This is a genomic window from Neopararhizobium haloflavum, assembly GCF_002750855.1.
Classification (GTDB): Bacteria; Pseudomonadota; Alphaproteobacteria; order Rhizobiales; family Rhizobiaceae; genus Georhizobium; species Georhizobium haloflavum.
On sequence record NZ_NWUC01000004.1, the window covers coordinates 257780 to 272693 of the forward strand.

The following is a 14914-nucleotide window of genomic DNA, read 5'->3' on the forward strand; positions in this document are numbered from 1 at the left end:
CGGATCAATAGTCGTCGTTCTTTTCCGGCGGCACAAGGCCTTCGATGCCGGCGAGAAGCTCTTCTTCCGACATCTGGTCGAAGGTGATCTTGTCCTCTTCGTCCTCGGTCGGTGCGACCTCGATCGTCTCTTCAGAGCTCGCCTCGGCCGGCGCCGGCTGCGCGCTTGCATCGGGCTCTGGCTCATCAACCTCGACATGCTTCTGCAGCGAGTGGATTAGATCTTCCTTGAGGTCGCCGGGGGACAAGGTCTCGTCGGCAATCTCGCGCAGCGCGACGACGGGGTTCTTGTCGTTGTCGCGATCGATGGTGATCGCGGCGCCCTGCGAAATCAGGCGTGCGCGGTGGCTTGCAAGAAGAACGAGCTCGAAACGGTTGTCGACTTTGTCGATGCAATCTTCGACGGTGACGCGGGCCATGGCCTGTCCTTTACAGTCAGGGAAATTTGCGGGATTGGCCTTTCCATACTCCCTGCCCTGTACTAATTCAAGAACGTTGCTGGAAGATCGCCGTTTGACCTCGCATTTCGCGTCCATTTGCCGCCCTCGCCGGCCATGTCATCGGTGCCGGTCCGGACGTCGTGAATATTCATAGTTGATTGCCGAAAGCATCGCCATGTTCGACCCCCGCGAGAAGATCGCTCTTTTCATCGACGGCGCCAATCTCTACGCCGCCTCCCGCAGCCTCGGTTTTGATATCGACTACAAGAAGCTCTTGGCTGCCTTTCAAAAGCGCGGCTACCTCTTGAGGGCCTATTATTATACGGCGCTGGTGGAGGACCAGGAATACTCCTCGATCCGGCCGCTGATCGACTGGCTGGACTATAACGGGTTCAAGGTCGTCACCAAGCCGGCCAAGGAGTTCACCGATGCGTCCGGGCGGCGCAAGATCAAGGGCAACATGGATATCGAACTCGCCATCGATGCCATGGAGCAGTCCGACACAGTGGATCATTTCGTCATTTTCTCCGGTGACGGTGACTTCACCTCGCTGGTCGACGCGCTGCAGCGACGCGGGCGCAAGGTCTCCATCGTCTCGACGCTGGCAAGCCAACCTCCGATGATCGCCGACGATCTGCGCCGGCATGCCGACCACTTCATCGACCTGATCTCGCTCAAGTCGGAAATCGGACGCGCACCCAGCGAACGGCCTGCGCGGCAGCCCGCTCCGGATGAAGACGACGAAGACTGACACCATCACCATGCATCCGACCAAAGCCGGCCCTCTCGAGCCGTCGCACGATTGCCCGCTTTGCCCGCGGCTACGCGCCTTCATCCTGCAACAGAGATCGACGCATCCCGACTGGTTCAACGGGCCGGTCGCGACCTTCCTGCCGCCGGAGGGCCTTGACGGCGTCGAACTGCTCATCGTTGGCCTTGCGCCTGGGCTGCGGGGCGCCAACCGCACAGGTCGTCCCTTCACCGGCGACTATGCCGGCGACCTGCTCTATGCGACGCTGCGCGACTTCGGCTTTTCAACCGGAACATTCGCGGCCCGGCCGGATGACGGTGTGCGTCTGATCGGAACGGCGATCACCAACGCCGTGCGATGCGTGCCGCCGGAAAACAAACCGGTCGGCGCGGAAATCAACACCTGCCGTCAGTTTCTGGCCGCCCAGCTGGATGCAATGCCCCACCTCAGGGCGATCATCACGCTTGGCAAGATTTCGCACGATTCGACCGTTCGCACGCTCGGAGCAAAGGTCGCGCACCATCCTTTCGGGCACAATCTGAAGACGGACATCGATGGTCTTGCGATCTTCAGCAGCTATCACTGCTCGCGTTACAACACCAACACGGGGCGCTTGACCGAAGCGATGTTCCGCGATGTGTTCAGCGCTGCACGAGCGCACATTCGGCGGCCGAGAACAGCCAATACTGCGGGCGAGTAACGCCTTCGCACCATTTTGGTACAGATCGCTAAAAATTCACAACCTGCCTCAGTCAACGATTGGTTGTATTTATTTTTGTGACCACTTCTGCGTGAAACTTTTCTGGTCCACAATCGTCTTCATTACGCGCGAATAAATTGTGCGATAACAATGGAGGCACACCATGATTGCAGACACGATCCAAGCGAGGCCGCGGACGGCTGTGTTCGCCGCCCTTCTTGCAGCACCTTTCCTCTTTTCTTCGACCACGCTCGCTCAGGATGTCGGCGTTTCCGTCGGCGGCATCGACGCAGGCGTCTCGGTCGGCAGTGACAATGGCGGCCTCGGGGCCGGCGTCGGCGCATCGGTCGGCGGCAGCGATGGCGTCAACGCCGGTGTCGGCGCAAGCATCGGCGGCGGAGGCAGCGTCGCCGATGTCGGTGCCGGTGCTTCGATCGGCGGCAGCAGCGGTGTGGATGCTGGCGTCGGCGCGACCGTCGGCGGCGACAGCGTGGCTGATGTCGACGCTGGCGTATCCATCGGCGGCAGCGGCGGCGTAGACGCCGATGTCGGCGCGACCGTTGGTGGTGACAGTGTTGCCGATGTCGATGTTGGCGTCGGGATCGGCGGCGGCGGCGGTGGCGGCATCATCGGAGGCGGCGGTGGCGGCATGGACGGCGACGGCGACGGTCCCGGCAATGGCGGCAACCCCGGCGACATGGGAGGCGGCGACATGGGCGGCGGAAACATGGGTGGCGGCGACATGGGTGGCGGCGACGGCGGCCCGAATGGCATGGGCCGCCCCGGCAACATGGGCGAGATGTCAGCCGAAGCCATCATGGCTCGGGAGTGCCGGGGCATGATTTCGCCTCGGGCGCCCGGCGCGGCGCGCATCGTTGCCGACTGTCAGGCCATGGATCGCTGAATCCGAATTGCCAAACCCAGCAACGCCGCGCGTCGCCGCGGCGTTGCATCCCACCGATGCCCGCCGGCAAGCGGGACGAACATGAAAACCTTTGACATTTCTCCTAGGCAACGACGACATCAAGCGATACGAATATGATATTCGCAATTGCTTATAAAAACGACCCAATGACCTGCGACCTCATTGAAATCGGACCGCGGGACACGAAGGGCCACGAGGCTTTCTTTCGCTTCACGGAAGAGGCGTTCACCGATGTGTCGTTTCGGCTTTGGGCCGATCGTGGCGGTTGGGACGACCGTTTCACTGTCTTCGCCATGCTCTTGGACGGAGAAATCGTCAGCACCATCGCGCGCACGGCCATGCGCCTTATCGTCGACGGGATGACGGTTGACGCCTACCAGTTGGGCGCTGTCGCGACGCGGCGAGACATGCGCGGCCGCGGGCATCTCAGGCACTTGATGACGCACATCCTGGCGCTTCCGCCCCTCGACGATCGTCCGGTTTTCGTGTTCGGCAACGCGTCCGTCACCGATCTGTATCAGCGTTTCGGCTTCGAGCGGATCGAACAACGTGCCTTCAGTCTCGATCGGGCCACGAACGCTCATGCGGCGCACGCGCTGCCTGTGCTTGACATGGCAAGCCCACAGGATCGGCTCACCCTGAAAGCCATGGCCGCAACGTCCGCGCCGCTGAGCCAGGATTTCTGCGCGATCGACTATTTTCCGATAATGCTTTGGCACCTGACCTATTTCGGCCAGCAAGCTCGCCGTATTGCGGAGAGGAACGCTGCGGTCATCGTCAGCCAAACCGGAGCGAACCTGAAAATCCACGACGTGATCGCTCCGGAACCCTTCGCGCTTGATCCCTATTTCGACGGACTCGCGCTTTCCGATTGCAATGCGGTTTCGTTCGGCTTCGATCCGACGTCATGGCTTGAGAGTGAGAGCATCGATCGTCTGCGCATGGCGCCGGACGACGGCAATGCCAATCCGTTCTTTGCCCGCGGCAGGCCTTCGCCCCATGGCCGGGTGACCCACTATCCAGAACTGGCCAAGACGTAGTCTGAGGGCCAATTCTCTCCGAGGCTCAACAGGCCAGGATGCAACGCCTCAACGACTAACCATGCTGACGCAGCAGGCGCGATTTCTGGCGCTGCCAATCGCGCTGTTTCTGGGTCTCGCGCTTGTCGTGCAGCTTCTTGCCTTTGGCCAGGGCCAGTTCGAGCTTCGCACGACCGCGATCGTTGAAGTAGATCTTGAGCGGAACGAGCGTCATTCCCTCGCGATTGACGGCGGCGAACAGGCGACTGACTTCACGCTTGTGGAGTAGAAGCTTCCGCCGTCTGCGGGTCTCGTGATTGAAACGGTTGGCCTGCAGATATTCCGGCAGATACGAATTGATCAGCCATATCTCCCCGCCCTCTTCCGTGGCATAGGATTCGGCGATATTGGCCTTGCCTTCGCGCAATGACTTCACCTCCGTGCCGGTCAGTTCAAGACCGGCCTCAAAGGTGTCGATGATCTCGTAGTTGAAGCGCGCCTTGCGGTTTTCCGCGACGATGTTGCGCGCCGGCTTGGCATTCGCCTTGGCCATCATAATCCTTGCCTGGAGCGGCCCGGCCCATCCGCTTACCGCTCAATTCTATGTAGTCGGACCGAGCGCGCTATTCAAAGGCACGCGCAAGGGCCTGGATGTCGATCGGATCAATTCAGCAAACCTGCATGACGAAGGGCGGCATCGAGCCGCTCCTCGGTCGTCCGCTCGACTGGCACGAGCGGTAGCCGCTGGGTATTCTTCATGCGGCCCAGCCTGGACAGGGCATATTTCGCGCCGCCGGGATTGGGCTCGATGAACAGGGCCTTGTGCAGCGGCATGAGCCGGTCCTGCAGGCCAAGTGCCTTGTGGAAATCGCCCTTCAGTGTCGCAGCCTGGAATTCGGCACACAGCCGCGGCGCGACATTGGCCGTAACCGAGATGCATCCGACGCCGCCATGGGCATTGAACGCTAATGCCGTCGCGTCCTCGCCCGAAAGCTGGATGAATTCGGACCCGCAGGCCGCGCGCTGTTCGGAGACGCGCTCGATCTTCGCCGTGGCGTCCTTGACCCCGACGATGTTGGGGTGGTCGTGATGCAGCCTCGCCATGGTTTCCGGCGTCATGTCGATGATCGACCGACCGGGGATGTTGTAGATGAAAATCGGAAGCGATACGGCACGCGCTATGGCGGCGTAGTGCTCGTAGAGCCCGCGCTGACCCGGCTTGTTGTAGTAGGGCGTGACGACGAGGATCGCATCGGCGCCCGCGTCTTCGGCGTGGCGGGCGAAATCAACTGCCTCGTGGGTCGAGTTGGAGCCGGCGCCTGCGATGACGGGGACCTTGCCCTTCGCCTCTTCGAGGCAGATCTCGATGACGCGCTTGTGTTCCTGATGGGAAAGCGTCGGCGACTCGCCGGTCGTGCCGACGGGAACGAGCCCACTCGACCCTTCCGCGATCTGCCATGCGATATGGGCGCGATAGGCGTCTTCGTCGACAGCCCCTGCATCATCGAAGGGCGTGACGAGCGCCGGTATGGACCCCTTGAACATCATGGCTCCTGAAGCGTGCGGCCAATGTCTCTTGCTTTGGCCATATTGTCATTGTCATCTCGCCCCCACAGGGCGTGAGGCGGCGCACAATAGTCGCGCGACAGAGTTGTCGCAAGCGCGAACGGGTTGGTTTTTCCTGGCTGTGCGGGCACAACCCTATCGCGAAGGATTGCATTTGTCAGGTGCGAATAACCTTTGATTAACGGTTACTTCACTGCTTCGCCGGCATTCTCGTCCTCATCTGTGCGTTCGAGGCACAACCGGCGCGCTGCGGCGTACCGGACGAGCGGGCGCAGCGAAACACCACTGCCAGTATTTCGGGGCTGAGCGATATCGATGTCGACATACCGTACCACCCTTGCCGCGTTGGGGATTCTCCTTGCCGGGACCAGCATGTCTGCAGCGCAGCCCGTGCCGCCGTCCGGCGTGCCGGTTCCCGCATTCAGGCCGCAATCGATGCCGAGCCTTGCTGCCGGATATCAGGCCCCCGCCGAGCCGAGCGCGGCCGACATCACCGGCTCGATCGTGCGACCGGGCAACCCGGTCGAGACATCGGGCCAGGCCAGCGCGTCTCTCAAGCGCGGGCTCGATGCCATCAACCGTAACGTCGGTGAGGCCCGGTCCGTGCGCGACAGCATGGCGCGCGGCAGCCTGGATCGGCAGATCATGACGTGGGCCATCGCCATGTCCGGCGAAGAGGGCGTCCCCTCCTTTGAAATCGCCGCTGCGGCGGTCGAACTTCAGGGCTGGCCCGGCCTCGACGCGCTGCGCGGGCATTCCGAACGGGCACTCTATCACGAGAATCCGCCAGCCGACCGGGTTCTCGGTGCCTTCGCCAACAGTCAGCCGACCACCGCGGAAGGCGCGCTCATCTACGCGCGCGCCCTGGCGTCCAGCGGTCAGCGCGACCGGGCCCGATCGCTCGTGCGCCACTGGTGGCACTCGGAGGCGATGAACGTCAATCAGGAGAATCTCTTCCTCCGGGAGTTCGACAATCTGCTTTCGACGGCGGACCACAAGCAGCGCATGGACTTGCTGCTCTATCGCGAGCGGGTGAGCCAGGCGGAGCGGTTCTCGTCCAAGGGAGAGGCCTATTCGCTCTTCAAAGCGCGCGCGGCGGTGATCCGCGATGCCGGCAATGCCGGCCAGCTGCTCGATGCCGTCGACCGCTCATGGCATGGCGACCCGAGCTACCTTTTCACCCGCATCGAACACTTGCGCCATCAGGACAAATATGCGGAAGCAGCCGCGCTGCTCGACCGCGCACCCGCAGACGTCAGCGCACTGATCGACCCGGATGCCTGGTGGAACGAGCGACGCATAGTTGCGCGTGGATTGATGGACGAGGGCAATGCCCGCGCCGCCTACAAGGTGGTCAGCGCCCATCGCGCCGTCAGCGACGTCGACCGTGTCGACGCCGAGTTTCATGCCGGTTGGTATGCGCTGCGTGACCTCAACGATGCCAGCACGGCACACCGTCACTTCGAGAACATCATCAAGATCTCATCACGGCCGCTTTCGCTGTCGCGCGGCTACTACTGGCTCGGCCGGGCAGCCGAGGCCGGTGGCCCCGGCAGTGCGCGCGACTACTATTCCAAGGCTGCGCAGCACCAGACCACATATTACGGACAACTCGCAAAGGCCAAGCTAGGCAGCACGACGATCAACGTCTCCTATCCCTCTCCGAGCGATCGTGAGCGCAACCAGTTCGCTGCCCGCCAGGCCGCCACGGCGATCAAGCGCCTGGAAGATGCCGGGCACGAACGTCGTGCGACCGTGCTCTACCGGGCCTTGGCCGACGAGATCGACAATCCCGGCGAGCTTGCCTTGCTTGCCTACATGGCGGAGCAGAGCGGCGATCACACGATGGCGTTGCGGGTCGGCAAGGCCGCATTCTACCGCGGCGTCGATGTCGCGGCACTCGCCTTCCCGATCGGCGTCATCCCGGCGAGCGCGAACATTTCGAGCGCCGGCAAGGCCCTCGCCTATGCGATTGCGCGCCAGGAGAGCGAGTTCAACAAGGCCGCCGTTTCGCCTGCAGACGCGCGCGGACTGCTGCAACTGCTTCCCGGAACCGCCAGGGGCGTTGCCGGGCGTCACGGGCTGCCCTACGCCGCGTCCCGGTTGACCGAAGATGCCGGCTACAACGCCACGCTCGGCTCGCACTACCTCGGGGAGCAGATCGCCGATTTCGGCGGCTCCTACATCATGACTTTCATCGGATACAATGCCGGGCCGAGCCGTGTTCCCCAGTGGATAGCACGCTATGGCGATCCGCGCGGCAAATCCATCGAAGAAGTCGTCGACTGGGTCGAAAGGATCCCCTTCCCCGAAACGCGCAACTACGTGCAACGGGTGATGGAGAACTATCAGGTCTACAAGGCCCGCCTCGGCGCCGAGACCGATATCGTTCACGACCTTCGTTTCGGGCGCAACTGACGGGGGCTTTGTGAAGGGCGAGAGATTGCGGGCCGCAGAGGAAACGTCGTCCTCCGACTATATCGAGACGCGGTTCAGTGCGGCGGACGGGCTCATCCTTCATGCCCGCATCTATCCGCCGGCCGCCGGTCTGCCGGAGGCCCCGACACCGCTCGTCTGCCTTCCAGGCCTCACCCGCAACGCCCGCGACTTCCATGGTTTGGCGATGGCCCTCAGCGGGCGGGCAACTCCCCTCTCCGCTGCCGCCGCGCGCAAAGTCGTCTGCTTCGACTACCGCGGGCGTGGCGGATCGGCACGCGACGACAATCCTGCGAACTACAATCTGGCCGTTGAAAGCGACGATGTCCTCAGCGGTCTTGCGGCTCTCGGCATCCACCGCGCCGTCTTCCTCGGCACCTCGCGCGGCGCCCTGATCATCCATATGCTCGCCGCGCTGCGAGCGACGAGCATCGCCGGCGTGATCCTCAACGACGCCGGCCCGGTCATCGAGGGCGCCGGGCTCGCGCAGATCAAGAGCTATCTGACCCGCACTCCGCAACCCAAAGGCTGGGACGAGGCCGCGGAGCTGCTGCAAACGGTGCACGGCCGAGCCTTCACGAGCCTCTCAAAGGACGATTGGCGCGAGATGGCGCGGGCGATCTATGTAGAGAAGAAGGGAAAGCTTGTCGCTGACTACGATCCTGCGCTCACCAGGCAATTGGAGGGGATCGACTTCAGCACGCCGCTGCCGACGCTCTGGCCGCAGTTCGAGGCCTTGACGCATGTTCCGGCGCTTGCAATCCGCGGAGAAAACTCGCAGCTCCTGTCAGCCGAAACGGTGGAAGAGATGGAACGACGCCATCCCAACCTCACGGCGATCACCGTTGCCGGCCATGGCCACGCTCCGATCCTGCATCTTGCCGCTCTTCCAAAGGCAATCGACGCTTTTCTCGGCGCCAACCGGCTATAGCACGCCGAACCACAAACACAGAACGAGCACCAAAGCCAGGGCGACGAGCACCGGCCAGATCATGCTGCGCCGCTTCGAACTATTCATGCCCATACCCCAAATGCAAAGAAGCCCGGCATTGCTGCCGGGCTTCCGCAATCAAACCGAGGTTCGATTAGAACGAACGCTGGAAGCGGAGAACACCGCCCCACTCGCCATCGTTGTCGAGCAGGTCGTTGTCGTCGAGGTTATCAACGTAGATAACTTCGGTGGTGACAGCGAAGCCGTCGACGACGTTGAATACCAGGTTACCGATGGCACCGAAGTTTTCGTAATCGTCGTACTGGATCTGCGAATTGAAGGTTACGCGATCGGTGATCGGAGCGGAGACGCCACCCCAAACAGCCCAGTCGCCACCCCAAGCCGCGAAGCGGTTGGAACCAGTCGTGGTGAACTCGTCGCCATTGGACGACCAGCCGCCCATGACGAAGGCCGAGAAGCCGCCGAACGAACCGTCGAGGCGAGCCTTGACAGCACCTTCAGACATGCTTTCGTCGTAAGCACCGACGACGGAGAGGCCGAATGCGCCAGCTTCGTACTTGGCACCAGCAACGACGTCCGGCATGTAGCCTTCATCGTCTTCGTAAACGGCGGTGTAGTCGTCGAACTGGTGGCGCGGGCCGTCGTCTTCGAGCGACAGGATAGCCGAGAAGCCGTTGCCGGCGTCATAGGTGTAGCTGATCAGCTGCGTGTCGAACGGGCCATAACCGAAAGCCGTGTCGTCGCGGATGACCGAGCCAGCATAACCGGTCCAGGTCGTGAAGACCGACTCGTCCTTACCAACGCGCAGGCCACCGAGCTCGATCCATGCGAAGTTGAGCGACGGAGTCTGGTTGCCGGTGTTGTTGTTGTAGTTGAAGCGCGTTTCCGTGTAGGTGCGCAGCGTGCCGAGCTCAGTGTCGGTCGCGGTGCTGGTGCGCAGCGACAGACGGCTGTTCTTGGCATATGCGTCGCCGTCGCCGTCGCCGTCGGTGTCGAGACCGAGGAGGTCACCGCCGAGGATGTCGTGACGGACATAGCCGTGAATGCGCAGGCAGGTTTCGGTGCCCGGGATGTAGAAGAAGCCGGTGCCGAAAGCGTCGCAAACGCGGACGTATTCCAGGGGCTCAGGCTCGGCAGCGATGATCGCGTCAGCAGCCTGGGCGCCAGATACTGCGACGAGAGCCGCAGCGGAGCCGAGAAGAAGGCTCTTAATGTTCATTGTCTGACCTCCAGTCAAAGTTTCAAACGGGTCTGGGTATTTTGCTGAAGGACAGCATTCCCTGCCCCATCCCCAACATGAGAAGTTGGACGGTGACCGCCCGTTCTTCCGAGTTTGAAAATACGCGGAGCCTCCGGCGAAGCAATCGGCATTTGCGCTTTTGGCCATATACCCCGCCGGGTTCAAAACGGCTTGTTGCACAAAAGCCACGTTTTCGCCGCACGGCTGAGCGTTCATTAACAGGGGGTTAAGGAAAAACGCGAAATTGGCGCTGTGAATCGTGGCGAAACGGTGCTGCCAGCACCCGTCGCCGGGGCCGAGCCGTCGAATCGACGTCGCTCCGGCGTGGGTGTGCTATTCGACCGTCACCGACTTGGCGAGGTTGCGCGGCTGGTCGACATCGGTGCCCATGAAGACAGCCGTGTGGTAGGCGAGGAGCTGGATCGGGGCGGTATAGACGATGGGCGCTGCGATTTCCGGCACCTTCGGAACGACGATTGTCGCCAAAGTCTCCATACCGGCCGCAACCGCTCCCTCCGCATCCGTGATCAGAATGATCCGGCCACCGCGCGCGGCGACTTCCTGCATGTTGGACACGGTCTTCTCGAAAACCGAATCGTAAGGCGCGATCACGATGACCGGCATCGTTTCGTCGATCAGCGCGATCGGGCCATGCTTCAGCTCGCCGGCCGCGTATCCCTCGGCGTGAATATAGGAGATTTCCTTGAGCTTCAGCGCCCCTTCCATCGCGAGCGGGAAGCTGGTGCCGCGCCCGAGATAGAGAACGTGCTTGTACCGCGACAATTCGTGCGACAGCCGCTCGATCTGCGGCTGGAGATCGTGAAGCGCCTGGGTGACATGGCGCGGCACTTCCGCAAGTGCCTGGCACAGCCTCGCCTCTTCATCGGCATCGATCGTGCCGCGCGCCCGGCCGGCACCAACGGCAAGCGCGGCCAGCACCGAAAGCTGGCAGGTAAACGCCTTGGTCGAGGCGACGCCGACCTCCAGGCCGGCGAGTGTCGGATAGATCACGTCCGATTCGCGCGCGATGGTCGATTCGGAGACGTTGACCACGGCGCCGATCGGCAAGCCATTTTCCTTGCAATAGCGCAGCGAGGCGAGCGTATCGGCCGTTTCGCCCGATTGCGAAATGAAGATGGCCGCGTCCTTCTTCGACAGCGGCATCTCGCGATAACGGAACTCCGACGCGATATCGATCTCGACCGGAAGGCGGGCATAGCGCTCGAACCAGTATTTGCCGATCGAGCCGGCGTAAAATGCGGTTCCGCAGGCCGACAAAGCCAGCCGGTTCACCTCAGCGAAGTCGATCGCCGCGTCCAGGGGACGAATGCGCGCCTCGGCGAAATCGACAAAATGACTCAACGTGCGTCCGATGACTTCGGGTTGCTCGTAGATTTCCTTTTCCATGAAATGACGGTGATTGCCGCGATCAACCACCGTCGCCGTCGTCGAAGACCGCATCTCGTCGCGCTGCACGATCGCGCCGTCACGATCGTGGATGACGACGCCACTGCCGGTGACGATCGCCCAGTCGCCGTCCTCAAGATAGGTGATGCGGTCGGTGAAAGGCGCAAGCGCAACCGCATCGGACCCGAGATACATCGCACCATCGCCATGGCCTATCGCCAGGGGCGGACCGTGGCGCGCGGCCATCAGCATGTCGCTCCTGCCCTCGATCATCACCGCAAGCGCATAGGCGCCCGACAACTGCTTGAGCGCGGCCTGCATGGCCGCTTCGGGCGCAAGCCCCTCCTCAAGCAGCGAAGCGATGAGGTGCGCCACCACTTCCGTGTCGGTCTGCGTGTTGAAGGTCGCGCCCCTTTTCTGCAGCCCGGCGCGCAAGGGACCGAAGTTCTCGATGATGCCGTTGTGGACGACAGCAACGCCGCCGGTGAAATGCGGATGGGCGTTGTTCTCGGTCGGCGCGCCATGCGTCGCCCAGCGGGTGTGGCCAATCCCGATCGAGCCGGCCAGCGGCTCGGCCGCCAGTTTGCGCTCGAGGTTGACGAGCTTGCCTTCGGCCCGGCGGCGATCCATGCGGCCATGGTCGATCGTCGCGACGCCGGCGGAATCATAGCCGCGATATTCGAGCCGCTTCAGCGCGTCGACCATTTGCGGTGCCACGTTGTCCTGGCCGATGATTCCGATAATGCCGCACATGCGCCGTGCTCCCTGGTGACAGCGATTGGTCGATATCCGCTCCGGTTGAGCGGCCTTCCGGGTCGGGACCCTAGGACTTGCCCTGTTTCCGTTCCTTTAATGCCGCGTTGCGCGCACGGATATCGCGCGCCCGGCCGGGCTTGGCCGTTTGACGCGCCCGCGCCAGTGCCAGCGCGTCGGCCTCGACATTTTCAGTGATGACGCTGCCCGAGGCGATATAGGCGCCCTCACCGATCGAGACAGGAGCGACGAGCGACGTGTTCGAGCCGACGAAGACGCCGGCGCCGATCTCGGTCAGGTGCTTGTTCGTGCCATCGTAATTGCAGGTTATCGTGCCTGCGCCGATGTTCGCCTTCGCGCCGATCTGCGCGTCGCCTATGTAAGAGAGGTGGTTGATCTTGGCGCCCTCGCCGACGACCGATTTCTTGACCTCGCAGAAATTGCCGACCTTCGAGCCGGCACCGAGCTTTGACCCCGGACGCAGTCTTGCGAAAGGCCCGATCTGCGCGCCCGGTCCGATTTCCGATTGCTCGATATGGCAAAAGGGATGAATCACCGCTCCGCCGCGCACCGTCACACCGGATGCGAAAACGACATTCGGCTCGATCACCGCGTCGGGCTCGATCACCGTGTCATGCGCGAGAAAGACCGTTTCCGGCGCGATCATCGTCACGCCCGACAGCATCAGCGTCTGGCGGCGGCGCGCCTGCCAGACGGCTTCGGCAACCGCCAGTTCGGCGCGGGTGTTGACACCCATCAGTTGCTCGGCCGGCGCCTCGATCGCGACGGCGCTCCCGCCACGCGCCCGGACGATCTCGACAATGTCCGTCAGATAGTATTCGCCCTTGGCGTTGTCGTTGCCGATCGCGTCGATCAGCGTCAGCGCATCCCCTCCCCGAATGGCCATCAGGCCGCCATTGCAGAACGTGACCGCGCGCTCCTTCTCGCTGGCGTCCTTCTCCTCCCGGATAGCCACCAGTGCGCCGTCCCGTTCGAGCAAGCGGCCGTATCCCGTCGGCTTGTCGGTGTTGAATCCGATCACCGTCACGTCGGCGCCATCGGCCAGCGCGGCGCGGGCGGCCTTTAAGGTGTCAGGCAAAAGAAGCGGCGTGTCGCCGAACAGCACGAGCACATCGTCATAGCCACGCGCGATCGCCTCGCGCGCTGCCAGTACCGCATGCCCCGTGCCGAGACGCTCAGTCTGGAGATGGGTCGAGATTCTCGCCGCGCCGCTGCTCGCCGCGGCGGAAACGGCATCGCCGTCCCGGCCGATCACCAGCGCGACGTCTTCCACACCGGCCGCCTCGACTGCCGCGACGACATGGCCGATCATCGGCAGACCGGCAACGGCATGGAGCACCTTGGAGCGCTCCGACTTCATCCGGGTTCCTTCACCCGCAGCCAGCACGACCGCAAGACATGTCCGTTCCGTCATCGACAACGCCTATCGTCTCCTCAATTCATGGTGGGGCCGGCCGGGACGGCCTTCAGTGCGCCGCCGCCCTTCTGGCGGTCTGCGGCACGACATCGCGCACAGCCTCGATGATGCGATCCTGCGTCGCCTCGTCGAGGTAGGGATGCATGGGCAGGCTGAAGACTTCCCGCGCCAGTCGCTCGCTGACCGGGAGACCGTTTCCGGCAACCGGATAGTGGCTGTAGGCCGTCTGCATGTGCATGGGCTTGGGATAGTAGATGGCTGTGGGCACGCCGCGGTCCTTGAGGCCTTCCACGATCGCAGCCCGATCTAGCCCGGGCACGCGGACCGTGTATTGCGCCCACACCGAGCGCGCGCCTGACATGACGTGCGGCGTGACCACCTCTTCGCCCAGGAGGTCCGAATAGCGCGCGGCGATGCGATCACGGGCCTCGATCTCGTCGGGAAAGATCGCGAGTTTCTCGATGAGAATAGCGGCCTGCAGCGAATCGAGCCGGCCATTCATGCCGATCCGCACATTGTCGTAGCGCTCCGATCCATAACCATGATTGAGAAGCGAGCGGATCACATGCGCCGTCTCGTCATCAGCCACGAACACCGCCCCCGCGTCGCCATAGGCACCGAGCGGCTTTGCGGGGAAGAAGCTCGTGGTCGCCATGTCGCCGATGGAACCTGTCACGCGGCCGTTGTAGGTCGCACCGAACCCCTGTGCCGTGTCGCACAGAAGCCAGAGCCCTTCTTCGCGCGCGACTGGCTCGATGGCATCGTAATCTGCGGGCTGTCCGAAAAGGTCGACCGGAATGATGCCGACGGGCCGGTGGCCCGCTGCCTTCGCGTCAGATATCGCCTGGGTCAAGCTGGCGACATCCATGTTGAACGTGTCTTCATGGATATCGACGAAATAGGGCACCGCACCGAGCCAGGCGACGACCTCGCCGGTCGAAGCGAAGGTAAAGCTCGGGCAGAACACCGCGTCGCCCGGCTTCACGCCCTTCGCCATCAGGCAGAGCGCCAGCGCGTCCGTGCCGTTGGAGCAGCCTATGGCATGCGCGGCACCGCAGAATTCGGCCAGTTTATCCTCGAATTCCGTGACCTCCGGGCCCATGATGTACTTGCCATGATCGAGAACCCGCTTCATCGCCGCCTCGACACGGTCGCGGATGCGTACCTGCTGCGCGGCAAGATCGATGAAGGGAATGGCGTCTTGGGTCATGGTCGGCTCTTTCACAGTGAATTCGGCATCCCGTTTCGCATTAGCGGATAAATCCGCGATCTGTCCAACGCATCGCCA

The 14914-nt window shown here is 62.8% G+C and carries 13 protein-coding genes; 6 read left to right on the top strand and 7 right to left on the bottom strand.

Features of this window, described 5'->3' with window-relative positions; all coding sequences use genetic code 11:
• Positions 1 to 4 precede the first annotated feature (4 nt).
• On the bottom strand, positions 5 to 418 hold the full coding sequence (gene rpoZ, locus CN673_RS11255; RefSeq protein WP_099866355.1) for a DNA-directed RNA polymerase subunit omega: 414 nt from the start codon (positions 416 to 418) through the stop codon (positions 5 to 7).
• A 196-nt stretch (positions 419 to 614) separates the two neighbouring features.
• On the opposite strand from rpoZ, the gene CN673_RS11260 reads away from it, so the two are divergent.
• The 4 genes from CN673_RS11260 to CN673_RS11275 all read left to right on the top strand — a co-directional run bounded on the left by CN673_RS11260 (position 615) and on the right by CN673_RS11275 (position 3855).
• Positions 615 to 1190 carry a LabA-like NYN domain-containing protein gene (locus CN673_RS11260; protein ID WP_099866474.1) on the top strand — a complete coding sequence of 192 codons (576 nt, stop codon included), beginning with the start codon at positions 615 to 617 and terminating at the stop codon, positions 1188 to 1190.
• On the top strand, positions 1171 to 1890 hold the full coding sequence (locus CN673_RS11265) for a uracil-DNA glycosylase (RefSeq protein ID WP_370853029.1): 720 nt from the start codon (positions 1171 to 1173) through the stop codon (positions 1888 to 1890). The genes CN673_RS11260 and CN673_RS11265 overlap by 20 nt, the downstream gene beginning before the upstream one ends.
• Positions 1891 to 2053: 163 nt before the next feature.
• Positions 2054 to 2794: a hypothetical protein gene (locus tag CN673_RS11270; RefSeq protein WP_099866357.1), complete on the top strand. Its 741-nt coding sequence runs from the start codon at positions 2054 to 2056 to the stop codon at positions 2792 to 2794.
• A 167-nt stretch (positions 2795 to 2961) separates the two neighbouring features.
• Positions 2962 to 3855, top strand: coding sequence for a GNAT family N-acetyltransferase (locus CN673_RS11275; protein WP_157928877.1), 894 nt, complete (start codon positions 2962 to 2964; stop codon positions 3853 to 3855).
• Positions 3856 to 3910: 55 nt separating this feature from the next.
• Here CN673_RS11275 and smpB read toward each other — a convergent pair whose 3' ends face one another.
• A complete protein-coding gene (gene smpB, locus CN673_RS11280; protein ID WP_245409866.1) occupies positions 3911 to 4387 on the bottom strand; it encodes an SsrA-binding protein SmpB in 477 nt (158 codons plus the stop codon).
• 110 nt (positions 4388 to 4497) lie between these two features.
• Complete coding sequence (gene dapA / locus CN673_RS11285) at positions 4498 to 5379, bottom strand: 4-hydroxy-tetrahydrodipicolinate synthase (RefSeq protein WP_099866475.1); 882 nt, start codon at positions 5377 to 5379, stop codon at positions 4498 to 4500.
• A 393-nt stretch (positions 5380 to 5772) separates the two neighbouring features.
• Between dapA and CN673_RS11290 the strand changes: the two genes are divergently transcribed.
• Positions 5773 to 7818: a lytic transglycosylase domain-containing protein gene (locus tag CN673_RS11290; protein ID WP_245409867.1), complete on the top strand. Its 2046-nt coding sequence runs from the start codon at positions 5773 to 5775 to the stop codon at positions 7816 to 7818.
• A 25-nt stretch (positions 7819 to 7843) separates the two neighbouring features.
• Complete coding sequence (locus CN673_RS11295) at positions 7844 to 8767, top strand: alpha/beta fold hydrolase (RefSeq protein ID WP_198585972.1); 924 nt, start codon at positions 7844 to 7846, stop codon at positions 8765 to 8767.
• 154 nt (positions 8768 to 8921) lie between these two features.
• On the opposite strand, the gene CN673_RS11300 is transcribed toward CN673_RS11295, so the two are convergent.
• The 4 genes from CN673_RS11300 to CN673_RS11315 all read right to left on the bottom strand — a co-directional run bounded on the left by CN673_RS11300 (position 8922) and on the right by CN673_RS11315 (position 14836).
• Positions 8922 to 10007 carry a porin gene (locus CN673_RS11300; RefSeq protein WP_099866361.1) on the bottom strand — a complete coding sequence of 362 codons (1086 nt, stop codon included), beginning with the start codon at positions 10005 to 10007 and terminating at the stop codon, positions 8922 to 8924.
• Between the two features lie 354 nt (positions 10008 to 10361).
• Positions 10362 to 12188 (bottom strand): glutamine--fructose-6-phosphate transaminase (isomerizing), encoded by a 1827-nt coding sequence (gene glmS / locus CN673_RS11305; RefSeq protein WP_099866362.1) that lies wholly within the window; start codon positions 12186 to 12188, stop codon positions 10362 to 10364.
• A gap of 70 nt (positions 12189 to 12258) precedes the next feature.
• Entirely contained in the window at positions 12259 to 13623 is a 1365-nt protein-coding gene (glmU, locus tag CN673_RS11310) for a bifunctional UDP-N-acetylglucosamine diphosphorylase/glucosamine-1-phosphate N-acetyltransferase GlmU (protein ID WP_099866363.1), read from the bottom strand.
• 52 nt (positions 13624 to 13675) lie between these two features.
• The gene (locus tag CN673_RS11315) at positions 13676 to 14836 is read right to left on the bottom strand and encodes a DegT/DnrJ/EryC1/StrS family aminotransferase (protein WP_099866364.1); all 1161 of its coding nucleotides are present in this window, start codon (positions 14834 to 14836) and stop codon (positions 13676 to 13678) included.
• Positions 14837 to 14914 lie beyond the last annotated feature (78 nt).